Origin of the sequence: Paractinoplanes aksuensis (genome assembly GCF_024137025.1) — a bacterium.
Taxonomy (GTDB): domain Bacteria; phylum Actinomycetota; class Actinomycetes; order Mycobacteriales; family Micromonosporaceae; genus Actinoplanes; species Actinoplanes aksuensis.
Genome location: NZ_JAMYJR010000033.1, coordinates 1 through 22,546 on the forward strand (window position 1 = coordinate 1; position 22,546 = coordinate 22,546).

24 protein-coding genes and 1 pseudogene are annotated in these 22,546 nt (G+C 72.3%); 12 read left to right on the top strand and 13 right to left on the bottom strand.

Translation table 11 applies throughout. The features are described from left to right. The 4 genes from M1L60_RS30070 to M1L60_RS30085 all read right to left on the bottom strand — a co-directional run. On the bottom strand, positions 1 to 311 hold a 311-nt coding region (locus tag M1L60_RS30070; RefSeq protein WP_253240920.1), incomplete at its 3' end, for an extracellular solute-binding protein. Positions 312 to 371: 60 nt separating this feature from the next. Beyond that, the gene (locus M1L60_RS30075; RefSeq protein WP_253240921.1) at positions 372 to 1,403 is read right to left on the bottom strand and encodes a LacI family DNA-binding transcriptional regulator; all 1,032 of its coding nucleotides are present in this window, start codon (positions 1,401 to 1,403) and stop codon (positions 372 to 374) included. Between the two features lie 178 nt (positions 1,404 to 1,581). After that, a complete protein-coding gene (locus tag M1L60_RS30080; RefSeq protein ID WP_253240922.1) occupies positions 1,582 to 2,880 on the bottom strand; it encodes a PucR family transcriptional regulator in 1,299 nt (432 codons plus the stop codon). 73 nt (positions 2,881 to 2,953) lie between these two features. Continuing rightward, positions 2,954 to 3,691 carry a class I SAM-dependent methyltransferase gene (locus M1L60_RS30085; protein WP_253240923.1) on the bottom strand — a complete coding sequence of 246 codons (738 nt, stop codon included), beginning with the start codon at positions 3,689 to 3,691 and terminating at the stop codon, positions 2,954 to 2,956. A 152-nt stretch (positions 3,692 to 3,843) separates the two neighbouring features. Between M1L60_RS30085 and M1L60_RS30090 the strand changes: the two genes are divergently transcribed. Next, positions 3,844 to 4,296, top strand: coding sequence for a lamin tail domain-containing protein (locus tag M1L60_RS30090; RefSeq protein WP_253240924.1), 453 nt, complete (start codon positions 3,844 to 3,846; stop codon positions 4,294 to 4,296). Here M1L60_RS30090 and M1L60_RS30095 read toward each other — a convergent pair. Next, positions 4,283 to 4,669: a DUF3592 domain-containing protein gene (locus tag M1L60_RS30095; RefSeq protein ID WP_253240925.1), complete on the bottom strand. Its 387-nt coding sequence runs from the start codon at positions 4,667 to 4,669 to the stop codon at positions 4,283 to 4,285. The genes M1L60_RS30090 and M1L60_RS30095 overlap by 14 nt on opposite strands. Before the next feature lie 195 nt (positions 4,670 to 4,864). Here M1L60_RS30095 and M1L60_RS30100 point away from each other — a divergent pair, with 195 nt between their 5' ends. From M1L60_RS30100 to M1L60_RS48365, 5 genes and pseudogenes are all read left to right on the top strand, one after another. Next, positions 4,865 to 5,908 (top strand): iron-siderophore ABC transporter substrate-binding protein, encoded by a 1,044-nt coding sequence (locus M1L60_RS30100; protein WP_253240926.1) that lies wholly within the window; start codon positions 4,865 to 4,867, stop codon positions 5,906 to 5,908. After that, positions 5,905 to 6,951: a FecCD family ABC transporter permease gene (locus tag M1L60_RS30105; RefSeq protein ID WP_253240927.1), complete on the top strand. Its 1,047-nt coding sequence runs from the start codon at positions 5,905 to 5,907 to the stop codon at positions 6,949 to 6,951. Before M1L60_RS30100 ends, M1L60_RS30105 begins: the two co-directional genes overlap by 4 nt. Beyond that, entirely contained in the window at positions 6,948 to 8,000 is a 1,053-nt protein-coding gene (locus tag M1L60_RS30110; RefSeq protein WP_253240928.1) for a FecCD family ABC transporter permease, read from the top strand. The genes M1L60_RS30105 and M1L60_RS30110 overlap by 4 nt, the downstream gene beginning before the upstream one ends. Then, on the top strand, positions 7,997 to 8,800 hold the full coding sequence (locus tag M1L60_RS30115; protein WP_253240929.1) for an ABC transporter ATP-binding protein: 804 nt from the start codon (positions 7,997 to 7,999) through the stop codon (positions 8,798 to 8,800). The genes M1L60_RS30110 and M1L60_RS30115 overlap by 4 nt, the downstream gene beginning before the upstream one ends. Positions 8,801 to 8,908: 108 nt before the next feature. Further along, positions 8,909 to 9,175 (top strand): annotated as a pseudogene (locus M1L60_RS48365) (SMI1/KNR4 family protein); the annotation flags it as partial. Between the two features lie 30 nt (positions 9,176 to 9,205). On the opposite strand, the gene M1L60_RS30120 reads toward M1L60_RS48365, so the two are convergent. Beyond that, the gene (locus tag M1L60_RS30120; protein ID WP_253240930.1) at positions 9,206 to 10,210 is read right to left on the bottom strand and encodes a winged helix-turn-helix domain-containing protein; all 1,005 of its coding nucleotides are present in this window, start codon (positions 10,208 to 10,210) and stop codon (positions 9,206 to 9,208) included. A 66-nt stretch (positions 10,211 to 10,276) separates the two neighbouring features. Between M1L60_RS30120 and M1L60_RS30125 the strand changes: the two genes are divergently transcribed. After that, positions 10,277 to 11,521 (top strand): MFS transporter, encoded by a 1,245-nt coding sequence (locus tag M1L60_RS30125; protein WP_253240931.1) that lies wholly within the window; start codon positions 10,277 to 10,279, stop codon positions 11,519 to 11,521. Positions 11,522 to 11,783: 262 nt separating this feature from the next. After that, the gene (locus M1L60_RS30130) at positions 11,784 to 12,863 is read left to right on the top strand and encodes an acyltransferase family protein (protein WP_253240932.1); all 1,080 of its coding nucleotides are present in this window, start codon (positions 11,784 to 11,786) and stop codon (positions 12,861 to 12,863) included. Here M1L60_RS30130 and M1L60_RS47985 read toward each other — a convergent pair. From M1L60_RS47985 to M1L60_RS30165, 5 genes are read right to left on the bottom strand one after another with little or no spacing between them, the layout of a single operon-like run. Beyond that, complete coding sequence (locus M1L60_RS47985; protein WP_308208559.1) at positions 12,841 to 14,448, bottom strand: sensor histidine kinase; 1,608 nt, start codon at positions 14,446 to 14,448, stop codon at positions 12,841 to 12,843. The genes M1L60_RS30130 and M1L60_RS47985 overlap by 23 nt on opposite strands. Beyond that, positions 14,445 to 15,134 (bottom strand): response regulator transcription factor, encoded by a 690-nt coding sequence (locus M1L60_RS30150; protein WP_253240933.1) that lies wholly within the window; start codon positions 15,132 to 15,134, stop codon positions 14,445 to 14,447. Before M1L60_RS30150 ends, M1L60_RS47985 begins: the two co-directional genes overlap by 4 nt. A gap of 28 nt (positions 15,135 to 15,162) precedes the next feature. Further along, entirely contained in the window at positions 15,163 to 15,783 is a 621-nt protein-coding gene (locus M1L60_RS30155; RefSeq protein ID WP_253241117.1) for a DNA-3-methyladenine glycosylase family protein, read from the bottom strand. Between the two features lie 11 nt (positions 15,784 to 15,794). Continuing rightward, complete coding sequence (locus tag M1L60_RS30160) at positions 15,795 to 16,901, bottom strand: FAD-dependent monooxygenase (protein WP_253240934.1); 1,107 nt, start codon at positions 16,899 to 16,901, stop codon at positions 15,795 to 15,797. After that, a complete protein-coding gene (locus tag M1L60_RS30165; protein WP_253240935.1) occupies positions 16,898 to 17,125 on the bottom strand; it encodes a hypothetical protein in 228 nt (75 codons plus the stop codon). Before M1L60_RS30165 ends, M1L60_RS30160 begins: the two co-directional genes overlap by 4 nt. On the opposite strand from M1L60_RS30165, the gene M1L60_RS47620 reads away from it, so the two are divergent. Next, positions 17,088 to 19,676 carry an ATP-binding protein gene (locus tag M1L60_RS47620; protein WP_274622915.1) on the top strand — a complete coding sequence of 863 codons (2,589 nt, stop codon included), beginning with the start codon at positions 17,088 to 17,090 and terminating at the stop codon, positions 19,674 to 19,676. The genes M1L60_RS30165 and M1L60_RS47620 overlap by 38 nt on opposite strands. A gap of 36 nt (positions 19,677 to 19,712) precedes the next feature. Continuing rightward, on the top strand, positions 19,713 to 19,931 hold the full coding sequence (locus tag M1L60_RS30185) for a hypothetical protein (protein ID WP_253240937.1): 219 nt from the start codon (positions 19,713 to 19,715) through the stop codon (positions 19,929 to 19,931). On the opposite strand, the gene M1L60_RS30190 is transcribed toward M1L60_RS30185, so the two are convergent. Next, positions 19,915 to 20,337: a universal stress protein gene (locus M1L60_RS30190; RefSeq protein WP_253240938.1), complete on the bottom strand. Its 423-nt coding sequence runs from the start codon at positions 20,335 to 20,337 to the stop codon at positions 19,915 to 19,917. The two genes, M1L60_RS30185 and M1L60_RS30190, sit on opposite strands and share 17 nt — an antisense overlap. Before the next feature lie 85 nt (positions 20,338 to 20,422). Between M1L60_RS30190 and M1L60_RS30195 the strand changes: the two genes are divergently transcribed. Further along, entirely contained in the window at positions 20,423 to 20,983 is a 561-nt protein-coding gene (locus M1L60_RS30195; protein WP_253240939.1) for a TetR/AcrR family transcriptional regulator, read from the top strand. A 126-nt stretch (positions 20,984 to 21,109) separates the two neighbouring features. Next, complete coding sequence (locus M1L60_RS30200; RefSeq protein WP_253240940.1) at positions 21,110 to 21,913, top strand: SDR family NAD(P)-dependent oxidoreductase; 804 nt, start codon at positions 21,110 to 21,112, stop codon at positions 21,911 to 21,913. Between the two features lie 192 nt (positions 21,914 to 22,105). On the opposite strand, the gene M1L60_RS30205 is transcribed toward M1L60_RS30200, so the two are convergent. Continuing rightward, a complete protein-coding gene (locus M1L60_RS30205; protein WP_253240941.1) occupies positions 22,106 to 22,267 on the bottom strand; it encodes a molybdopterin-dependent oxidoreductase in 162 nt (53 codons plus the stop codon). Positions 22,268 to 22,546 lie beyond the last annotated feature (279 nt).

Sequence of the window (22,546 nt, forward strand, 5' to 3'; positions counted from 1 at the left end):
CCCCAGCCCCAGATCATCGTCGGGCCCTGGCCGGCGCCGATCGAGGTCTTGATCTTCTGCTTGTACGCGTCGTTCTGATAGAAGGTCGCGGTCAGCCTGGTGTCGGGGTTGGCCTTGTTGAACCGGTCGATCGCGGCCTGGCGGTAAGGCTCGCCGGGCGGGCCGCTGAGCGACCAGTAGGTGGCCGCGCCACCGCCACTGCTTCCGCCGCTGCTGCCGCTGCCACTCGGGCCGCTGCTGCCACAGGCCGCGAGCGCGGCGGCCGCGCCGGCTCCCACACCAAGACCGAGGAAATTACGCCGATTGATCACGTTGAACTCCGTACTCGAAGCCGGGAGGCGAGCTGGCGTTAACGTAAGATTGCGAAAAGGTCATGTCAAGGGTTCGAAAACTTTCGAAGGCCCCGCGGTCGATTTCCGGATGATCAGCTGAGTGGCCAGCTCGATCCGGGGCGAGGCCAGCTCCTCCCCCGCGATCAGGCGTAACAGATTTCGCATGGCGACCCGGCCCATTTCGGCGAACGGCTGCCGCACGGTGGTCAGCGGCGGCGCCGACCAGCGGGCGGCCGAGATGTCGTCGAAACCCACGATGCTGACGTCCTCGGGCACCCGCAGGCCCAGCGTGCGGGCGGCCTCGATGGCGCCCAGGGCCTGGCTGTCGTTCGAGGCGAACAGCGCGCTCGGGCGCCCGCTGCGACCCAGCAGCTCCAGGGCGGCCGTGAACCCGGTGTCGAACATGAACGGGCCGGCCATCATCAGTTCGGGGTCGCTGGTCAGGCCGCGCTGGGCCAGGGCGGCGTGATAGCCGTGCAGGCGGGCGATGGCCACCATGGCACCGGGCGGGCCCTCGATGAAGCCGATCCGGCGGTGCCCCAGCTCGAGCAGGTGGGTGGTGGCCGCCATCCCGCCGTTGAAGTTCGTGGCGCCGACGCTGGGCACGTCCGGGTTGGGCAGGTTGACCGGGTCGATCGTGACCACCGGGATGTGCTGCTCGGCGAAGTGCCGCGCCTGCTGCGAGTTGATGTCCGAGGTGACCAGGATCAGCCCCTCGCGCCGGGCCGCGGCCATCCGCCGGGCCCAGGCCGCGCCCAGCGGGTCCTCGGGCAGGATGCCCACCACGACGTCGACCTCTTCGGCCGCGGCGGCCTCGAGCGCGCCGTGCATGATGTCGAGATTGTTGGGCGTCTGCATGGCGTCGAAGACCAGTTCGACCGTACGGGCCGGGGCCTGGGCCCCACCGGCCCCGCGGGCCACATAACCGTGCCGGACCAGCAACGATTCGATCCGGGCCCGGGTGTCGGGCGCGACGTCGGTGCGCCCGTTCACCACCTTGGAGACGGTCGGCACCGAGACGCCGGCCTCCCGGGCCACCGCGGACAGGGTCGCCCGCCGAGCCTTCTCCACCCTGTGCCTCCGATCACACCGAAAGCAGTATCGCAACATTTCGAATGACCGAAGTCCAGAGCCCATTCGTGCGATGCGCTCGCCACCGGGAGGACGTTCCGCCACCCCCGGCCGGACGACGGTGGGCGCTGCCCGGAGTGTCCGAGGCCGCCGCCGGGCGGCTCAACGCCTGCCGCGGTCAGGCGCTGAGCGAGCGCAAGTGCAGAGCCAGCCGCAGGCGCAGGCCGTTCACCCCGTCCGGCCAGCCGTCGCCGAGCAGTTGGGTCACCCGTTCCAGCCGCTTGGTCATCGTGTTGGGGTGGATGAACAGCCGGCGCGCCGACTGGCTGGCGTTGCCCCCGGTGGCCAGGAAGACGTGGACCGTGCCGACCAGGTCGACGCGGTGCTCCCGCTCGTAGTCGAGCAACGGCCGCAGCGCGGTGTCGAGCAGGTCCCGCACGTCGCCGGAGCGTTCGGGGTCGAACAGCGGGCGGTACAGGGCCAGGTCGCGGGTGGTGGCGCTGCGGTGGGCCGAACCGGCCGCCCGCAGCAGGGCCAGGCCGTGCCGGGACGCCTCGAACGCCTCGGCCAGCGCGCCCTCGGCCGGGTGGGCCGGGTCGGAGCCGCACAGCCGCGGCGTCGCCCCGGTCACCCGGCGCATCCGGGCCGACAGGGCCTCGACCACGGCCTGCGGGTCGGCGCCGGGCAGCACCGCCACCGGCACCTCGTCGTGCCGGCCACCCACCCCGCCGAGCAGAGCCGCGGCGTCGGCCACGACCCGGCCCAGGGCGGCGTCGCCGTCGACCGCGACGACCACACACGGCCGGTCCAGGGCGAACCGCCGGGCCTCGGCCAGCACCCGGACCGGCCGGGACAGCGGTCGGCGGGCCGACAGCAGCTCGGTCAGCAGGTCGGTGCGCATCTCCTCGTACGCCTGCAGCAGCGCGTTCTGCCGGATGCGGAGCGCCGCCAGCACGTGCGCGGCCCGGCGCAACCCGGCCACCTCGTCCCCCGTGAGCGGCGTGCGCCGGACCAGCAGGACGGTCCCCTCGGATCGGGCCACGGTGGCCACCGACACCGCGTACCGGAACGAGGCCCCCGCCTCGAGGACCACCCGGCCCGGGTCGGCCGCGGCCCGCTGCACCAGCCCGGGCTCGGCCGCCACCGGGCCCGCCGGGTACGTGGCGAGCAGGCGGCCGCCCGGGTCGAGCAGGGCCGCGACCCCGCCCAGACCGGTGGCCAGGGCCTCGGCCACGGCGGCGGGCAGCGGCGGCTCGGGCGCCGTGCTCAGGGCCAGCAGGCTGTCCACCATCGACCCGGTCCGGTCGAGCACGGCCAGCCGCCCGGCCAGTTCGTCGGCCCGCTCGGCCAGGCCGGTAGCGGCGAGCCCGGCCAGCCCGCGGTCCAGGTCGGCGGCGGCCCGCCGGACCCGCGCCAGCGCCTCGTCGACCGGGTCGACGTTCCCGACGATCACCTGGCCGTTCCTCAGTGCGTTCATGGGCCCAATCTGCGGCGCCGGCCGGGGCGCCCACATCACTCAGACGCAGTATTCGCGCCGCTCATGACGAGCGTCACGACGCCGCAGCCTGGATCAGGAAGCGATGGGAGCGCACCCGGAACTCGCCGGTCGCTCCGATCCGGGCGTCGATGCGGCGCAGCGGCGCCTCATAACGGGCGATGGTGAAATCGCGGACCTGCCACGGCACGGCCCGTAATTGAAACACCAGAGCACCGATGTCCCGGAAGATGAAAAGCGGCCATTCCTCGCGGACGTCAAGAACAGTCATACCCGCGGCGGTCAGCTGCGCCACGGCGGTCTCGGCATTCCAGACGGTGTCGTAGGGCTCGGGAGCGCCGAGCGCTTCGTTGATCTCGCGGCAGTCGTCGCTGCCGACCTGCTGGGTCAGCAGGGTGCCGCCGGGCTGCAGCACCCGGGCGACCTCGCCCGGATGCAGGCGGCCGTGCCGGTTGAGCACAGCGTCGACCGAGCGGTCGGCGACGGGTAGTTCGGGGCCGGGCGCGAAACGCACCTCGACCCCGAGCGGGGCGAGCCGGTCGCGGGCCACGGCGACGTTCGGCTCCCAGCCCTCAGTGGCCACGGCGCCGGCGGGCAGCGGGGCCAGGGAGGCCAGCATCTCGCCGCCACCGGTGTCGGTGTCGAGCACGCTCCCGCTCGATCGCACCAGGTCACGAGCCCGTTCCGGATAGGACCAGGTGGGATCGGAGCCGGCCGCCCGGCCTTTCAGGAATGCGAAATCCCAGCCTTTCACCGGCGCCTCGGATGCTTCGGTCACCAATTGCTCGAACATCGGGCGACCGTAACGGTTCGAGCGTCCGGCCGCGCGCCGATTTTCGTCGGCTGATCAGCCTCCGGAATCGACCGTCCAGCCGAACAGCGGACGCACGACTTCGCCGTTAAGTGGTGCAGCGACATCCGAGTCTCATGTGGAAGGTGGAAACGGTGAAGAAGAAGTTTCTGGTCGCGGCCTCCGTCGCGGCCTCATTGATGGGGATGGGCTTCGCCGCGCCGGCTCAGGCGGCCGAGGCGCCGGTCTATTTCAGCCGGATCCAGTACGACTCGCCGGGCAAGGACACCCGCAGCAACGCGAGCCTGAACGCGGAATGGTTCCGGCTGTCCAACAGCACCAAGAAGGCCATCCAGCTCAAGGGTTTCACGGTGCGCGACGCCTCCAGCCACGTCTACACGTTCACCGCGTACGTGCTCAACCCCGGCAAGTCGGTGGTCGTCCGCACCGGCAAGGGCACCAACGGCAAGCCGGCCGCCACCGACCGGTACTGGGGTTCGGGCAACTACGTCTGGAACAACACCGGCGACACCGCGACCCTGCGCAGCGCCACCGGCAAGGTCATCAACACCTGCAAGTTCAAGAAGGGCACCGCTACGAATTGCTGAACAAGGTCACTCCGGCCGCGGTGAAGCCGAGGCCGAGGACCAGCATCCCGAGCACGTTGCGGACGTTCTCGCGACGCTCGTCGATGTACGCGCTGGCCGGATTCCCGGCCAGGTAGCGGACGGTCACCGGCTCGCCGATCCCGATGGTGGGCACGCTGGACGCCTGCGAACTGGTCAGTTGGTGGGTCGTGCCGTAGTCGTCGGTCCAGGAGACGACTACGGCCCGGGCGCCGCTGGGCTTGCGCTCGTGGCTGGTGACCGTGCCGAAGGCCTGGCGGCCCTCGCGGCGCAGCCGGCGGACGTGCTGCCATTCGCGGACGCCCTTGTAGAGCACGAACAACCCGATCAGCAAGAGGATCGCCGCCAGCACCATGCCGCCCATCCTGGGCCACCGCGCGGCCGCCGTCGATAGCGCCAACGGGCCGTTAGCAGATGACGTTCGGCCTGATGCCAGGCCCTTGATCAACCGTGACCTGCGCCCCGAGTTGCCCGGGCCACTGACCGGCTCCAGACTTCATTGTTAGGTTAGGCAGACCTTACTTGAAGATTGAAGAACTGGAGACCGCGCATGCGCGCTCACCGTTTGCTGGCGGCTGCTGTCGCCACCGCCACCGCCCTGGCGCTCGCCGCCTGCGGTGGCGGTTCCGACGATTCCGGCGAACCGGCAACCGGCGGCAGCTCCGCCGCGACCGCCTCGTTCCCGATCACCATCAAGCACAAGCTCGGCACGACCACGATCGAGAAGAAGCCCGAGCGCGTCGCCACCGTGCAGTGGGAGAACCACGAGGTCCCGCTGGCCCTGGGCATCGTCCCGGTCGGCATGGCCAAGGCCAACTTCGGGGACGACGACGGCGACGGCATGCTGCCGTGGGTCGGCGACAAGATCAAGGAGCTCGGCGGCCAGGCCCCGGTCATGTTCGACGAGACCGACGGCATCGCGTTCGAGGCCGTGGCCAACACCAAGCCGGACGTCATCCTGGCCACGTACTCCGGCCTGACCCAGCAGGACTACGACACGCTGAGCAAGATCGCGCCGGTCGTGGCCTACCCGGACGCCCCGTGGGCCACCCCGTGGCGCGACATCGTCAAGCTCTCGAGCCAGGCTCTCGGCCTCGAGGCGCAGGGCAACGAGCTCATCGCGAGCACCGAGAAGGCCATGAAGGACGCGGCCGCCAAGAAGCCGCAGCTGGCCGGTAAGCAGACGATGTTCGTCACGCACATCGACCCGACCGACCTCAGCAAGATCGGCTACTACACCTCGCACGACACCCGGACCCAGTTCTTCAGCGACCTCGGCCTCAAGATCGCCGACGTGGTCGAGAAGGACTCGGCGGGCACCGACGCGTTCACGCTCAACAAGAGCTCCGAGCAGATCCAGGCCTTCGACGACGTCGACGTCATCGTGATGTACGCCGACAGCGAGGACCAGCTGGCCAAGCTCCAGGCCGACCCGCTGCTGTCCAAGATCCCGGCGCTGAAGCGCGGCTCGGTGGTCAGCCTGGTCGGCAGCACCCCGCTCGCCACCGCGGCCAACCCGACCGTGCTGGCCATCCCGTTCGTGCTCGACGACTACGTCAACCTGCTGGCCGCCGCCGCCGACAAGGTGTCATGACGCAGCTCGACTCCCGTCCCGGGCCGGGCCCTGCCGTTCGCCGGCAGCGCCCGGCCCGGGTGCGTACGCTCTGGCTGCTCGCCGCGCTGGCCGTGCTCGCGCTGGTCATGGTCACGTCGGTCGCCTTCGGCTCACGGATCGTGGGCTGGTCCGACATCGTGGCCGGCGTCCAGGGCCACGACGACAACCTGGGCCAGGCCGCCGTGGTCAAGCGCATCCCCCGTACGTTCCTCGCGGTGCTGGCCGGGGCCGCGCTCGGCCTGGCCGGCGCGGTGATGCAGGGCGTCACCCGCAACCCGCTCGCCGACCCCGGCATCCTCGGCGTCAACATGGGCGCCTCGCTGGCCGTGGTCACCGGCATCGTCTCATTCGGCCTGTCCACGGCCACCGGCTACATCTGGGTGGCCATCCTGGGAGCGGCGGTCACGGCGGTTTTCGTGTACGCCGTGGGCTCCCTCGGCCGCGGCGGGGCCACCCCGCTCAAGCTGGCCCTGGCCGGCGCCGCCATCTCGGCCGCGCTGGCCTCGCTGATCAGCGCGTTCATCCTGCCCCGGAGCGACCTCGCGACCGGCTTCCAGTCGTGGCAGATCGGCGGCGTCGGCGGCGCCTCGTACGACAGCCTGCGCCACGTGCTGCCGTTCCTCGCGGTCGGCTTCGTGGTCTCGCTGCTCTCGGCCAAGGCGCTCAACTCGCTGGCCCTGGGCGACGACCTCGCGGCCGGGCTCGGCGAGCGGGTGGCCCTGGTCCGCGGTGTGGCCGCCCTCGGCGCGGTGCTGCTGTGCGGCGCGTCGACCGCCGTGGCCGGGCCGATCGCCTTCGTCGGGCTGGTCGTCCCCCACTTCTGCCGGCTGCTGGTCGGCCTCGACCACCGCTGGCTGCTGCCGTTCTCGGCCCTGACCGGCGCCGCCCTGCTGACCGCGGCCGACGTGGTGGGCCGGGTCGTGGCCCGCCCGCAGGAGATCGACGTCGGCATCATCACGGCGCTGATCGGCGCCCCGTTCTTCATCTACTTCGTCCGGCGGCAGAAGGTGCGCGAGCTGTGACTGTTCTTCCGCCGGCGTCGTCGCCGACTCTCGCGGCGGTCGTGGCCGACCGGGTGCGCCGCTCGCGCCGCCGCGCTCTGGTCATCGGCGTCCTGGCCGTGCTGGTCGTGGCCGCGTACGCCGTCAACCTGATGGTCGGCGAGACCTTCTACACCCCGGCCGAGATCGGGCGGGTGATCCTGGGCGAGACCGTGCCCGGCGCGTCGTTCACCGTGGGCGAGCTGCGGCTGCCCCGGGCGACCCTGGCCGCGCTGGCCGGGTTCTGCTTCGGGATGGGCGGGGTCACCTTCCAGACCATGCTGCGCAACCCCCTGGCCAGCCCCGACGTCATCGGCATCACGTCGGGCGCGAGCGCGGCCGCCGCCTTCGCCATCGTGGTGCTCGGCCTGACCGAGACCGGGGTGTCGGTGTTCGCCATCGTGGCCGGCCTCGGCGTGGCGGTCGTCGTCTACACGCTGTCGTTCCGCGACGGGGTGGCCGGCACCCGGCTCATCCTCATCGGCATCGGGATCGCGGCCATGCTCGACAGCGCCACCGCGTACGTGCTGAGCCAGGCCGCCCAGTGGGACCTGCAGCAGGCCCAGCGCTGGCTCACCGGCAGCCTCAACGGCGCCACCTGGGACGAGACGCTGCAGGTGGCGCCGGCCCTGATCGTGCTGGGTCCGCTGCTGCTGGGCCAGGCCCGCAACCTGTTCATGCTGCAACTCGGCGACGACACGGCGGCGGCCCTCGGCGTACGGCTGGAACGCACCCGCATCATCGTGATCGTGGCCGCCGTCGGGCTGCTCGCGTTCGCCACCGCGGCCACCGGCCCGATCGCCTTCGTGGCCTTCCTGTCCGGCCCGATCGCGGCTCGGATCATCGGCGGCGCCGGGTCCCTGCTCGTGCCGTCCGGCCTGGTCGGCGCGCTGCTGGTGCTGGTGGCCGATCTGATCGGGCAGTACGCGTTCGACACCCGCTACCCGGTCGGCGTGGTCACCGGCGTGCTCGGCGCGCCCTACCTCGTCTACCTGCTCATCCGCACCAACCGCGCAGGAGGCTCGCTGTGACCACCACCCACACCCTGCTCGTCGAGAACCTGAAGCTGGGCTACGGCGACCGCACGGTCATCGAGTCGCTCGACCTCTCGTTGCCGCCAGGGAAGATCACGGCGATCGTCGGGGCCAACGCGTGCGGCAAGTCGACGCTGCTGCGCTCGATGTCGCGCCTGCTCGCGCCGAAGCACGGCCACGTGCTGCTGGACGGCCGCGAGGTGCACCGCCTGCCGGCCAAGGAACTCGCCCGTACGCTCGGACTGCTCCCCCAGTCCCCGATCGCCCCCGAGGGCATCACCGTGAGCGACCTGGTCGGCCGCGGCCGCAACCCGCACCAGCGGCTGCTGTCGCGCTGGAGTCGCGAGGACGATCTTGCTGTCGCCGCCGCCCTGGACGCCACGCACACGGCCGACCTGGCCGACCGCTCGGTCGACGAGCTTTCGGGCGGGCAGCGGCAGCGGGTGTGGATCGCGATGGCGCTGGCCCAGCAGACCGACGTGCTGCTGCTCGACGAGCCGACCACGTTCCTCGACGTGAGCCACCAGGTCGAGGTGCTCGACCTGCTCACCGACCTCAACCAGGCCCGGGGCACGACCATCGTGATGGTGCTGCACGACCTGAACATGGCGGCCCGGTACGCCGACCATCTCATCGCGCTGGCCGACGGCCGCCTTCACGCCGCCGGGGACCCGGCCTCGGTGCTGACCGAGGATTGCGTACGGGCTGTCTTCGGTCTCGACAGCCAGGTGATCACCGATCCCACGTCGGGCAAGCCGCTCATGCTGCCGCTCGGCCGCCATCACGTGAACGCCTGACCCGGGCATGGCCTGATCGGCTAATCGGTCAGAAAGTGGGACAATTCGGTCATGGTTCTGACTGACTGGCACCGCCTGCTGACCACCGCCGTCGGCTTCCAACTGCGGATGGCGGCCACCGAGGAGGAACTGGCCTTCTACGAGGAACTGCTCCAGGCCACCCTGCCGCTGCAGCTCAGGCGCTTGTACCTGGTCAGCGACGGCGTCTACGACGAGCGCGGCCGGTGGTTCGTGGTCTGGCCGCTGGCCGCCCTGCCCGGACGCAACGAGCTCGACTGGTCCAAGGACGGTCCCCGCCGCCGCGAACTGGTCGCGTTCGGCGACGACGGCACCGGCGGCCCGTTCTGCGTCCCTCGCGACGGCGGCCACGGCGTGTTCCTGTGGGACGCGCTGACCCCGGCCCCGCTATGGCTGGCCAACGACGTCGGCGACTTCTGGACCGGCCGCCAGCGCCTCGCCCAGGGCGGTGCGGCGGTAAAGGACCGACCGGCCGGAACGGGCCCGTTCGACCAGGTGGGAGCGGCGTAGCACGGTCAGGTGGTCGCCGACGGCACCGGGCGACATGCCGAAGGCCCGGGCCAGCTGGCTGGTGCTGGCCGGGTGGGCCAGGGCCACCAGCAGCACCGCCCGCGACCGGCCGATCAGGGCCGACAGGTGGCCCGGCGGGTCGGGCGGCCCGCTCTCGAGCAGCGTCCCCACACCGCGGGCCGGATAGACGATCGCCTTGGGCCAGGGCTCGTCGGCGAAGACGGCCAACCCGGGCCAGACGAAGACCGACGGTACGAGCAACAGCCCCGCTCCGCCCAGGCCGACCTCGCCGCCCGGCCGGCCGAGCAGGTCGATGCCGCCGTCGCGCCACCGCACCTCCGGGTGCAACCCGCCGATGGCGCCGGCCCAGCCACCCCGGCTCAGCTCGCTGGTGCGGTGCACGACGTCGCGCTCGCAGAGCAGGCGCAGCATGGGCCAGTCGTCGGCCAGCAGCGCCGTCCACGCCGCGGCCAGCACATCGGCCAGCCGGTCGAGCACATCCGGCGCGGTGAGAATCGCGTCCGCGGCCGGACTCACGTCGGACCGCCGCCGCCGGTAGAAGTCGATCTCGTCGCGGGCTGCGGCGGCCGGGGCGTTGCGCACGGCCGCGAGGTCGTCGGCGATGGTCTGCCCGTAGCGGCGCGGCGGCGGGGCCAGCAGGGTCGCCCCGAGCTGCGGCAGGAAGAGCGCGAGCACCGCCTCGAGCGCCGGATCGGCCCGCAGCGGCTCGAAACGGGGCCGCAGCCGGGCCAGCCAGGCCGCAGGCACGCTGCGCCGGTCCGGGCCGGCCAGCGCCTGGATCAGGTGTTGCAGCTCGAAGATCGGCGACAGCGCGAACCGCGTGTGCAGCAGATCGTCCGCCCCGACCAGGAAACGCAGCACGAGCCCGACCTTACGCCCCTGAACGAAACATTCGTCAGCAGTAGCAAGAGACCCGACTCTGGTCGCATGACCGTCGCCGACCGTCCGGCCACCTACCGCGAGGTGTTCGCCGAGCGCACCTTCCGCTCCCTGTTCGTGGCCCGCACGTTCGCCATCAGCGCCACGTCGCTGCAGATCTTCGCGCTGTCGGTGCTGGTCTACGCGACCACGGGCTCCCCGCTGCTGAGCGCGCTGGCCTTCGCCGCCGGTTTCCTGCCCCAGATCTTCGGCGGCCTGCTGTTCGGCGCGCTGACCGATCGCCTGCGCCCCCGCCCCCTGATCGTGGCCGGCTACGCCGTGGAGACCGCCCTGGCCGCCGCACTGGGCGTGTTCGACCTGCCGGTAGCGGCCAGCCTGCTGCTGGTCGGCGTGGTAGCCCTGGGCACCCCCCTCTTCGCCGGCTCCGCGGCCCGGGTAATCGCCGAACGCCTCACCGGCGACGCCTACGTGCTGGGCCGCTCCCTGACCAACATGTCCTCCTCAGCCGCCCAACTACTGGGCCTGGCCGGCGGCGGCGTCGCCGTAGCCGCCCTGGGCCCCCAACACGCCCTCCTGGTCGCCGCCGCCTGCCACGCCGTAGCCGCCTTCATCGTCTGGCGCGGCCTCCCCACCACTGCCACCGCTGAGGAGCGGACTGGCGCTGAAAGCCGAACCGGCGCAGACAAGCGGGCCGGCGCGGTCCGCGACAGCTGGAGCGGGACTGTGCTGCTGTTCTCCGACCCCACCATCCGGCGTTTACTTCTCGCCCAGTGGCTGCCGTCGGCGCTGGTCGCCGGGGCCGAAGCCCTCCTGGTCGCCTACGGCGCGGCCCGCGGCTTCCCGTCGGGCGCGGCCGCGCTGTTGATGGCCGCCCCCGCCGTAGGCATGCTGGCCGGCAACTTCGTCATCGGCCGCTTCCTGCGGCCCTCCCTGCGCGAACGCTTCTCGAGCGCCTTCGTCCTGGTGCTGGGCGCACCGCTGATTCTTCTGCTGCTCGACGTCCCGCTGCTCGTGGTGAGCGCCCTGCTGGTCGTGGCCGGCTTCGGCTTCGCCTACGGCCTGGGCCTGCAACGCGCGTTCCTGGCCGCCTCCCCCGACGGCCGCCAGGGCCAACTGTTCGCCCTGCTCTCCACCGGCATGATGACCTTCCAGGGCCTGGCCCCACTGGCCCTGGGCGTTCTGGCCGAGGCCACCTCCCCCGCCACCGCGATAGCCACCGCCGGCGCAGCAACGATGCTGCTGGCGACCCTCATCCCCGCGCCAGTCCGCAGCACCCGTCACCGCCCTGCATAGATCACCCGCAACGAAGCGAGCTCCGGACACGCCCGGGCCGCACCGCCCGTCGATGAACGGAGCGACGGTGGGCGGTCGTGCTCGACATCCCGGGTAAGGCCGCGCGGCGACGCTCGACAAACGGAGCAACGGTGCGCGGCCGTGCTCGACGGGCGGAGCGGCGGCGTACGGCTGTAGTCGGGCGGCGGCGGGGTGTGGTGGATCAAGAATCGGGGGGAGTTCTTCATCAGTTCTGCACAGGCCGGGCTCAGGGTCCCGGGCCATGACAAGCAGCATGACCGCTACGCGGGCGGTGGGGGTTCGGACCAACCGGCTGCACGCGCTGGATGGGCTGCGGCTGGTGTGTGCGCTGGCCGTCGCGGGGTTTCACTACTCGGTGTCGTGGCGGCTCGACGGGGTGCGGCTGCCCGAGTACCACCTGCCCACGGCCAGCCACGTGCTGATCTACGGGTTTCTCGGGGTCGAGATGTTCTTTCTGATCAGCGGGTTCGTGATCGGGATGAGCGCCTTCGACCGCACGCCCCGGCAGTACGCCGCCGCTCGGATCGCGCGGCTCTACCCCGCCTTCTGGGCCTGCGTCGTCATCACGGCGGCCGTGGTGACGATCTGGCCCGTCAGCACGGGGGTGCCGGTCAGCGGCGTGCCCACCGTACGGGAAATTCTCGTGAATCTGACCATGCTGGGCGAGCCGGCCGGGGTGAAGCTGGTCGACACCGTCTATTGGACGCTCTGGATCGAGCTGCGCTTCTACCTGCTGTTCGCGCTGCTGGTGATGTGGGGCCTGACTTATCGGCGGGTGGCCGGTTTCGCCACGGTCTGGCTGGTCGCCGCGTCGGCCGGAGCCGTGCTGCCGGACTGGACGGACCAGGTGATCATGCCGGGGTACGCGCCGTACTTCGTGATCGGGCTGGCCCTGTGCCTGATGCGGCGATACGGGGCGGCGCCGTGGCTGTGGGCGCTGGTGGCCGGCGGCTGGCTGCTCGCCCTGCCCCGCCTGACGGCCCGGGTGGCCGACCTGCGCCCGGGCTTCCCGGTGCCGCCCGCGCCGGCGCTGGTGATACTCACGCTGGCCGTGGTCGTGCTGACCGCCATCGCGCTCGGCTGTACCGACCACTGGAACGTACGATGGCTGGCCACCGCGGGCGCCCTCACCTACCCGTTCTATCTGCTGCACCAGCGCATCGGCTACACCGTGCTGCGCCACGCCCGCGAGCACACCGAGCTCCCGGCCTGGTTGTTGCTCGCGGGCACCGTACTGCTGCTTCTCGGGGTGGCCTGGCTGGTCCACCGGTACGTCGAACGGCCGCTGGCGCCGCGGCTCAGGTCGCTCGTGGCAGCCTGATCTCGAAGGTGCTGCCCTCGCCCAGCGTGCTCCGCACCGTCACCTCGCCGCCGTGGTCACGCACGATCTGCCGGACGATGGCCAGGCCGAGCCCGCTGCCGCCGGACTCGCGCCCGCGGGCCGGGTCGGCCCGCCACAAGCGGTCGAAGACCAGCGGCAGGTGCTCGGGGTCGATGCCGGTGCCCGTGTCGGCCACTTCGAGCACCGCCCGGTCGCCGTCGGCCCGCGACCGCAGCGTGACCGTCCCGCCCTCGGGGACGGCCCGCAGCGCGTTGCCGACCAGGTTGCTCACGGCCTGCCGGATGCGGTCGGCGTCGACGTCGGCCATCAGCGGCCCGTCCGTCTCGACGACCAGGTCGGCCCGGTACGCCGTCCGGACCGTCTCGAGCAGCTCGGCCAGGTCGGTCGGGGCCCGGTGGTAGACCAGCGCGCCCGCCTCGGCCAGGGCCAGCTCCTGCAGGTCGTCGACGATGCGCTGGTTGTGGATGGCCTCGTCGTGCAGCGAGGCGAACAGTTCGGGCGTGGGGTCGAGCACCCCGTCCTGGATCGCCTCCAGGTAGCCGCGCAGGTTGGCCAGCGGGGTCCGCAGCTCGTGGGCCACGTCGGCGATCAGGCGGCGCTGGTCGGCCTCGGCCGCGCGCAGCGAGTCGGCCATCTGGTTGAACGCGCGGGACAGCTCGCCCAGCTCGTCGCGCGCGGTGTCGGGGACCCGGCGGAACCGGTCGCCGCTGCCCAGGCTGCGTACGGCCGAGGTCAGCGTCCCGATCGGACTGAGCACGCGCCGGCTGATCAGCAGCGCCCCGCCGGTCACCAGCACGGCCACCATGACCGTGATGAGCAGGATCGGACCGGGGTCGAACACCCGGGCCGGCTCGTTGGCGGCCCCGACGGTCAGGGTCAGCGGCGGCAGCTCCTCCACCGTGTAGACGATCTGCCGGCGGAACGCCGCCTGCAGGCACGCCGGCACCGCCCCGGTCCGGCCCGGACCGCACCGGTCGACCTCCGCCTGGTCGTCGAGTTCCTGTTGCTCGTTGACGGGCAGCGCCTCGCAGCCGGTCGCGTCCAGGTCGTAGTCGCGGGGCAGCAGATGCCGGGGCAGTCCGTCCGGACCGGTCACGACCTCCGGTTCGAACTCGCTCGCGAACAGGCAGACCGCGAGCTCGGCCTCGGCGCGGTAGCTGCGGATGGCCTTCAGCGTGGTTTTCTGCGGGTCCGGGTCGCCGGCGGCCAGGATCAGGGTGGGGGTGGGGTCGACGACCTGCACGTACGACCCGGCCGGGCGGCTGGCCCGCCCCTCCAGGTGATCGGTGTCCACCACCACCGTGCCGTACGGGTCGACCAGCCGGATCCGCTGCCCGGTCCGTTCCCGCAGCGAGAGCACGGTCTGGTCCACCCGCTGCCAGGTGCCGTCGCGCACGGCCTTGTCCAGCAACTCACCGCGGATCAACGCGGTCGTCTCCTGTGAGGCCGACGCCGCCTCCCGCACCTGGTTGCGCACCTGGTCGAGCAGGAGGCCCGCGGTGACCGCGGTCGCGCCGAACGCCACGAAGGCGATCAGCAGGAAGACCCGTACGCGGAAACTCACGAGCCGTCCGCGAGCCGGTAGCCCCGCCCGTACACGGTCTGCACGTAGCGCGGCTCGTCCGGGTTGTCGCCGAGCTTGCGGCGCAGGTTGCGCACGTGCGCGTCGACGGTGCGTTCCAGCACGTACTTGTCGAACCCGAACGCCTTCTCGATGATCTCGGCCCGGGTGAAGGCCCGCCCCGGCGTGCCCGCCAGCACCTCGAGGATGCCGAACTCCTTGGCCGTGAGCACGACCGCCCGGCCCCCGATCCGGGCCTCGAACCGCCCGACATCAACTTCCAGGTCCCCCGTACGCAGCACCGGTTGGTCCTTGTCCCGCAGCGCCCCCGACCGCCGCAGCAGCGCGCGCACCCGGGCCGCGAGCTCGCGCGGACTGTACGGCTTGGTCAGGTAGTCGTCGGCCCCCGCGTCCAGCCCGCGCAGCACGTCGTCCTCGGCCGTCCGCGCGGTCAGCATCAGGATCGGGATGTCCGACTCGGCCCGCAGCACCCGGCACACGGTGACCCCGTCCAGCAGCGGCATCATCACGTCCAGAACGACCAGGTCGGGCCGCAGCTCACGGTGCTTCTCGAGCGCCGCCGGCCCGTCACCGACCCAGGTCACCCGGTGCCCCTCGCGCCGCAGATAGGCGACGGCCACCTCGGCCTGCTTGGGGTTGTCCTCGGCGATCAGGATCTCCGTGCTCACCGCACGATGAAAGCAAAGATCCGCAAGTTCAAGGCCGCTTTCCCCGTACGCCGAGATACTCCTGCCAGATCAGCCGGGCCGCCACCGCCCGCCACGGCCGCCACGCGTCGGCCCGCTCGATGACCTCGGCCTTCGTGGGCAGAGCGGGCAGCTGCCACAACGCCGCGATCCCGGCGATGACCGCCAGGTCGGTAGCCGGCCACGCATCCGGGCGCCCCAGCACGGAGAGCCGGTAGATCGTCGAAGTCCACGGCCCGATCCCCGGCACAGCCTGCAGCCGGGCGTCCACCTCGTCATCGTCGAGGTCGCCCAGCACCGCGAAGTCGAGCGAGCCGGCCACCACCGCGGCGGCCACCGCCCGGGCGTACCGCGCTTTCTGACGGCTGAACCCGGCCTCCCGCAACTGAACGTCGTCGAGCCTCAGCACATTCTCGGCAGTGAGCGGATCCGCGAGTGCGCGCAGCCGATCGAACACAGCCCGCGCCGAGGCGAGCGAAACCTGCTGCTCCAGCATGATGTGCAGCAGCGACGCCATCCCCGGCTCCCGCGCCCAGGTCGGCGGCACCCCGTGCCGCTCCACCACCCCGGCGAAGACCGGCTCCCGCCGCACCAACTCCCCGACCCCGGCCAGCAGCACGTCCTCGCTCATCACCGGGCAGATCATGCCCCGGAGCGGCCCCCGTAAGCCAGTTCGGACAGGTTCATGGCCAGCTTGCGCTGCAGCGCCGGGGAGCGACCGGCCACGGTGAGCACGGCGTTGCGGGCGGACCGGGCCACCGGGCTGCGGACGGTGGCGACCCGCGTCATCCGGTCGGTCAGGGCGACCACCCCGGCCGCGACCGGGCGGCGTTCCCGCTCGTACGCGTCGAGGTCGGACCCCCGGCTCAGCACGCGGGCCAGGGCGACCGCGTCCTGGATGCCGGTGTTCATGCCCTGGCCGCCGGCCGGGCTGTGCACGTGGGCCGCGTCGCCGGCCAGGAAGACCGGGCCGCGACGATACGTGTCGGCCAGCCGGTGGTGCACCCGGAAGCGGGAGCTCCACGCCACGCCGGTCACCGAGCCACCGGGCGCCCGCTCGTCGAGCAGAGCCTGCACGTCGGCCGCCGTGGGGTGTTCGGGAGCGTCTTCGAGGGTGGCCACGATGCGGTAGCGGTCGCCGGGCAGGGGCGCGACCACGACCAGACCGCGCGGGGCGAAGAACAGGTTCACCTCGTCGCGTGGGTAGGGCCAGCGCATCGCCACGTCGGCCAGTACGAACGACTCGGCGTAGCGGGCGCCGGTGAAGCCGATGCCGGCCTGCTCGCGGACGATGCTGTTCATGCCGTCGCAGCCGACTATGTAGCGGGCCTGCACGTGCTGTTCGACGCCGTCCGGCCCGACCACGGTCGCCTTGTCGTGGTCGATACCCGTCACCCGATGCTGCCACTGAACGGTCACGTCCGCGGCCAGGATCTGCTCGGTCTCGTTCTGCGGGAGCATCAACGTGTACGGATATTTCGTGGGCAGGCCGCCGAACGGCACCTGGAACAGCGCCCGCTCACGGTCGCGGACCACGAAGCGCGGCACCACGATCCCCCGGCGGCCCAGTTCGTCGCTGAGGCCCAGATCGTCGAGGACTTCCAGCGTACGGGCGTGAATGACCGCCGCCCGTGAGGTGTTCGCGCCTCGTTCGGCCGCGTCGAGCAGCAGGTATTCGACGCCGCGGGCGGCCAGCGCGTGGGCCAGGGTGAGCCCGGTCGGGCCGGCTCCGACGATCAGGACAGTCATAGGCGCCTCCAGGTGGCAGCGAGAAACAGGGCGAACGCGGCCCAGGTCAGGACGGCGCGGATCCAGTTCAGGGCGAAGTAGCGGCGGCGAACCTCTTGCCAGTTCGCCGGCACGGACGAGGGGTCCCAGCCGAGGATCACGTCGTACAGCGGCTCGGACAGGCGGTTCGAGACCAGCAGCGGCCCGATGACGGTCAGCGCCAGCCCGATCGCCGTCAACGCCACCGGCGCCCCGCCGAGCCGCATGCTGGCCGAGCTGGGCGCGCGGGCCGACGCCCGGGGCATGCTCGTGCTCAGCGGCAGCGCCTCCGAATTCGAGCGCGACCTGCCGTTCTGGCTGTTCGTCGACGCGCTCGACGAGTATCTGCGGGCGGCCCCGCCGGACGGCCTGGACGACGACCTGGCCGAGGTGCTGCCGTCCTGGAAGGCGCCGGCGAAACGCGAAACGAGTGGCGACCCCCGCTACCGCGCCCACCGCGCGCTGCGCCAACTGCTCGAGGTGCTCGCCGCGGACCAGCCCGTGGTGCTGCTCCTGGACGATCTTCACTGGGCCGACTCGGCGTCGATCGAGCTGGTCTGCGCGCTGCTGCGCCGCCCGCCGGCCGCGCCCGTGCTGCTCGGCCTGGCCCTGCGCCCCCGGCAGACCCCGAGCCGGTTGATCACGGGCATGGAACGGGCCGGGGTCACCCGCTTCGACCTGGGCCCGCTCAGCCCCGACGACGTGCGCGAGCTGCTCGGCCCCGACGCCGCCGGACTGCACGCCGAGAGCGGTGGCAACCCGTTCTATCTGGGCGAGCTGGCCCGGGCCCGGCAGCGCGACGGCGACGTGCCGGACTCGCTCACGTCCGCCATGGCGGACGAGCTCGCCCTGCTCGACCGGGGCGTACGCCAGGTTCTCGAGGGTGCGGCCGTGGCCGGCGACCCGTTCCTGCTGGAACTCGTCGCGACCGCCGCCGACCGGCCCGAACCCGTGGTCGCCGACGCGCTCGACGTGCTGCTCGACCGCGACCTGGTCCGGCCGACCGACGCGCCCCGGCGCTTCCGGTTCCGGCATCCGCTGCTGCGCCGGGCTGTTCATGACGCCGCGCCCCGGGCCTGGCGCGTCGGCGCCCACGAACGCCTGGCCCGCGCCCTGGCCGACCGCGGCGTTCCCCCGGCCGGCCGGGCCCACCACATCGTGCAGGCCGCCCGCCCCCACGACCCCGAGGCCGTCGCGTTGCTCAAGACAGCCGGTGACGACGTCGTCCGCCGGGCCCCCGGTGAAGCCGCCCGCTGGTATCAGCACGCCACGGATCTGCAGCCCGATTCACCGGAGCTGTGGGCCGCACTGGGCAGCGCGCTCGGCGCCGCCGGTCACCTCGAAAGAGCCAAAGACGCTTTTGTACGAGCCATCGGGCTGGTGCCTCCGGCCGAGCTCGCCACACAGGTGCGCCTGATCGCGGCCTGCGCGGGCCTCGAGCACACGCTCGGCCACCACGACTCCGCCCACCGTCGTCTCACCACCGCGCTCGAACGGGCCGGCGAGGCGCACCCGGCCGAGGCGGCCACCCTGATGACCGCGATCGCCCAGGACCACCTGTTCCGCCTCGAGTTCGACCGGGCCGTCGACTGGTCCCGCCAGGCCCGGGACATGGCGGTCCGCCTGGGCGAGCCGAACGGGGTGGCCGCCGCGGCCATGCGCCTCGCGTTCAGCGCCGCCTTCGCCGGGGACCACGCCGCCGCCACGGCCGCCTGCGCCGAGGCCGCCGACCTGCTCGACGCGCGGGCCGACGACGAGCTGGAGCTCTCGCCCGAGCCGATCGTGGCCCAGCTGGCCGCGGCCGAGTTGCTGACCGGGCGGCTGACCGAGGCCGGCCGGCACGCGGAACGGGCCCTGGCCGTCACCCGGCACCACGTGCCCGTGATGTTCTGGACCGGCCTGGTGCGGGCCGCGCTGGGCCGGCTGCCGGACGCGGCCGCCCTGCTCGACGAGGCCGTCGAGATCGCCCGCGCCGCCGGCAACGACTCGATGCTGGGCTGGACGTTGATGGCGCGGTCGACAGTGGCCGCCACCTGCGGCGAAGCGGCCCTGGCGCGGACCCTGGCCGAGGACAGCGTCGAGGCCCACGGCCCGGCCACTGACACGTTCCCGGGCGTGTGGACGCGGCTCGCGCTGGCCGTCGCCCTGGTCGAGTCGGGCCAGGCGGCCACGGCCGTCGTCCCCGACCTTTCGCTGATCCCGGCCCCGCTGCGCCCGGCGGCCCTGGAGGCGGCCGTCCGCAGCGATCTGGCCGCCGGCCGTACGCCGAGGTCCGAGGGCCTGGCCGTGGTCGCCCTGCATCGGGGTCGAGCCCGCGAGGCGGCCGAGCTGGCCCTGGCCGACGCCGAGCACGGCACCGTCGTCGAGGTCGCCCGGGCCCGGTTCCTGGCCGCGCAGGCGCTGGCCGAGGCGGGCGACGTCGACGAGGCCGTCCGGCAGCTCCAGCTGGTCTGCGCGACCTACGACCGCTGCGGGGCGCCGCGCCGCCGGGCCGAGGCCGAACGCCTGCTGCGCCGCCTGGGCCACCGCCGCGTCCACCACCGCAGCACGCCCCGCTCCGGGCTGGCCACCCTGACCGAGCGCGAGCTGCAGATCGCCCGCCTCATCACCGACCGCCGCACCAACGCCGAGATCGCCGGCGAGCTCTACCTGAGCCGCAAGACGGTCGAGACCCACATCCGCAACCTGTTCCACAAACTGTCGGTCACGTCCCGCGTCGAGATCGCCCGCGCCGTCGAGCAGCACGACCGCGACTAAGGGTCACGCCCCGATGTCCGTCACGGGGGCCGCGCCATGATCGGGGCCGGGATCGCGTTCGGGGTGGCCGTCGCGCGAGCCCAGGTGCTGTCGGCCTGGACGGGCTGGACGCTCGTCGCCGGCATGGTGCTGATGGAGGTGTCACCGTTGCTGCCGGCCATCGGTCAGGTCGGCGCGGCCGCCGTACGGACCTGGCTCTTGCCTCTATGGGGTGGGCCGCCCTGGTATCACGCCGAGGTCAGGGCACCACGGTGACCGGCCAGCGCCCGCAACGCACGAGCTTGTGACCGATCGAGCCGGCCACCCGGTGCAGCAGCGCGGCCGAGCGGCCCACGACCACCACGTCGGCCTGCACCTCGCGGGCCGTGTCGCACAGTTCCGCGTACGGCTCGCCGTTGCGCACGACCAGGCGGGCGTCGAGGTCGCCCACCCGCTCGGCGAAGGCCGTCCGTAGCTCCTGCTCCACCGCGTCCTGCGTGTCGATCACTGTCGCAGCCACGCCGCCCGTGTCGGCCAGCGGGAGCAGGGCCGAGGGCGGGGTGCGGACATAGACGGCAACCAGGCGGCTGCCCTGGCGGCGGGCCAGACCCGCGGCGTACGCGGCCGCGCGCAGCGAGGAGGTGGAACCGTCGACACCGACCAGGATCGTGCTCGGGCCCATGACACCCTCAATTACTGAACGCCTAGTGTTTCGTTATCCACAGTGTATCCTGACGGTTACCGTTCAGCAATCGGGGTGAAACGTCATGAGCTCCGCCGGCCGCCCGCGCGACCCCGAGGTCGACCAGCGGATCACCCGCGCCGCCATGACCCTGTTCGGCGAGACGGGCTGGGCCGGCTTCGCCATGGAGGCCGTGGCCCGCCGCGCCGGCGTCGGCAAGGCCTCGCTCTACCTGCGCTGGAGCACCAAGGAGGCGCTCCTCACGGACGCCCTGACGGCCAGCCTGCCGCACGTCAGCGACGTCGACACCGGCACCCTGCGGGGCGACCTGATCGAGCTGGCGACCCAGATCCTCGACACGTACGCCGGCCCGTCGAGCCGCGCCGCCATCCGGCTCATGGTCGAGGGCCGCACCATCCCCGGCGTCGCCGAGAACTACGCGGCCACCCGCGAGGCGCAGATCGGGGCGGCCCGGGCCATCGTCCAGCGGGGGCAGGACAGGGGCGAGCTCTCCCCCGCGGTGTCGGTCACGCTGCTGCTCGAGACGCTGCTCGGCGGGGCGATGATGCACGCGCTGACCGCCCCGCCCGACGGCAACGCGGCTCACGCCCGCCGCCTCGTCGACTTCCTGCTGAACGCGGCATGACCGCCGCCCCCTGATGCATCATCGCGGCTCGCCGGCGTTCGATCCCGCGCCGGCCCACGCCTGCCGCGCCGTGGACTTCCTGCTGAACGCGGGCATAACCTCGGCCGCGCCGGGCACCCGTACGCCATGACAGACACGACGAATCCGTTCGCAGTAGTCACCGGCGCCTCCAGCGGGATCGGGTTCGAGCTCGCCCGTCAGTTCGCCCAGCACGGCTACGACCTGCTGGTGACCGCCGAGGAGGACGGCATCGAGGAGGCGGCCACCGCGCTGCGCCGCGACGGGCAGAACCAGGTCACCGCCGTACGCGCCGACCTGGCCCACTTCGAAGGCGTAGAGGCCCTGTACGCGGCGATCCTCGAGACCGGCCGCCCGGTCGACGCGATCGCCCTGAACGCGGGCCGCGGCATCGGCGGCGACTTCACCCACCAGACGACGCTCTCCGACGAAATGAACGTCATCGACGTCAACGTCACGTCGACGGTGCACCTGGCCAAGCGGGTGCTGCCCGACATGGTCGCCCGCGACGCCGGCAAGGTGCTGTTCACCTCGTCCATCGCCTCGACCATGCCCGGCACCTACCAGGCCGTTTACAACGCCTCGAAGTCGTTCGTCCAGTCCTTCGCCGAGGCCCTGCGAGCCGAACTGAAGGACACCAACGTCACCGTCACGGCCCTGATGCCCGGCCCGACCGACACGAACTTCTTCCACCGCGCCGAGATGGACGACACCAACGTCGGCGCCGGCCAGAAGGACGACCCCGCAGTGGTCGCCAAGCAGGGCTTCGAGGCCCTCATGAAGGACAAGGAAAAGGTCGTGGCGGGCTCGGCCAAGACCAAGATCCAGGGCGCCGCGTCGAAGGTCCTCCCCGACAAGGCCAAGGCCGAGATGCACCGCAAAATGGCCGAACCCGGCTCCGCCGACAAGTAACAGACCATGGGGTCGCCCTCGGGCGTACGCCGCACAGCCGGGCCGGCGCCTCGATCGACCCGCGCGGCGACTCGATCCGCAAGGAGTCGCCGGGCACCTCGGGCGCGGGCCGGTAGTCGGCGGCGAGCAGGAACGCCCGGCCGTCCGGTCGCTTCGCCCGGTGGGGCTCGGCCGGGTACTCGGCCCCGGTGCTCAGATCCTGCGCAGGGCCGTGCGGGCCGCGTAGTCGAGGAAGATGTCCAGGTCGGCCCGGGCCTCGCCGGGCGGGTCGACCGCCTTCTCGCTCAGGTGCACCGTGCGGTCGGCATTCGTGAACGTGCCCGTCTTCTCGCCCCAGGCCGCCGCGGGCAGCACGACATCGGCGTACGCCGTGGTCTCGGTGGGAAAATGTCCTGTGCCACCACGAACAGGTCGTCGCGGGCCAGGATGCGACGGATCCGCGGCAGGTCGGGCAGCGGCACCGCAGGATTCGTGCCGCTGATCCAGGGCGGCTTGATCGAGCCCTGTTCCGCGTACCGCCAGATCTGCACGGCGTGGGTGGGCGGCGACCAGTGCGAAACCGTGTGGAGCTCGACGTTCCAGAGGGCGGCCAGTTCGCGTACGCGGGAAGGGTTGTCCCAGTTGCGGAAGCCA

Bases quoted from the DNA above. Each gene is read 5' to 3' on its own strand.
- M1L60_RS30080 (WP_253240922.1), bottom strand. From the start codon at position 2,880: ATGAACGCACTGAGGAACGGCCAGGTGATCGTCGGGAACGTCGACCCG.
- M1L60_RS30085 (WP_253240923.1), bottom strand. From the start codon at position 3,691: ATGTTCGAGCAATTGGTGACCGAAGCATCCGAGGCGCCGGTGAAAGGC.
- M1L60_RS30095 (WP_253240925.1), bottom strand. From the start codon at position 4,669: ATGGTGCTGGCGGCGATCCTCTTGCTGATCGGGTTGTTCGTGCTCTAC.
- M1L60_RS30100 (WP_253240926.1), top strand. From the start codon at position 4,865: ATGCGCGCTCACCGTTTGCTGGCGGCTGCTGTCGCCACCGCCACCGCC.
- M1L60_RS30105 (WP_253240927.1), top strand. From the start codon at position 5,905: ATGACGCAGCTCGACTCCCGTCCCGGGCCGGGCCCTGCCGTTCGCCGG.
- M1L60_RS30125 (WP_253240931.1), top strand. From the start codon at position 10,277: ATGACCGTCGCCGACCGTCCGGCCACCTACCGCGAGGTGTTCGCCGAG.
- M1L60_RS30130 (WP_253240932.1), top strand. From the start codon at position 11,784: ATGACAAGCAGCATGACCGCTACGCGGGCGGTGGGGGTTCGGACCAAC.
- M1L60_RS30155 (WP_253241117.1), bottom strand. From the start codon at position 15,783: ATGAGCGAGGACGTGCTGCTGGCCGGGGTCGGGGAGTTGGTGCGGCGG.
- M1L60_RS30160 (WP_253240934.1), bottom strand. From the start codon at position 16,901: ATGACTGTCCTGATCGTCGGAGCCGGCCCGACCGGGCTCACCCTGGCC.
- M1L60_RS47620 (WP_274622915.1), top strand. From the start codon at position 17,088: ATGACGGTCAGCGCCAGCCCGATCGCCGTCAACGCCACCGGCGCCCCG.
- M1L60_RS30185 (WP_253240937.1), top strand. From the start codon at position 19,713: ATGATCGGGGCCGGGATCGCGTTCGGGGTGGCCGTCGCGCGAGCCCAG.
- M1L60_RS30190 (WP_253240938.1), bottom strand. From the start codon at position 20,337: ATGGGCCCGAGCACGATCCTGGTCGGTGTCGACGGTTCCACCTCCTCG.
- M1L60_RS30195 (WP_253240939.1), top strand. From the start codon at position 20,423: ATGAGCTCCGCCGGCCGCCCGCGCGACCCCGAGGTCGACCAGCGGATC.
- M1L60_RS30200 (WP_253240940.1), top strand. From the start codon at position 21,110: ATGACAGACACGACGAATCCGTTCGCAGTAGTCACCGGCGCCTCCAGC.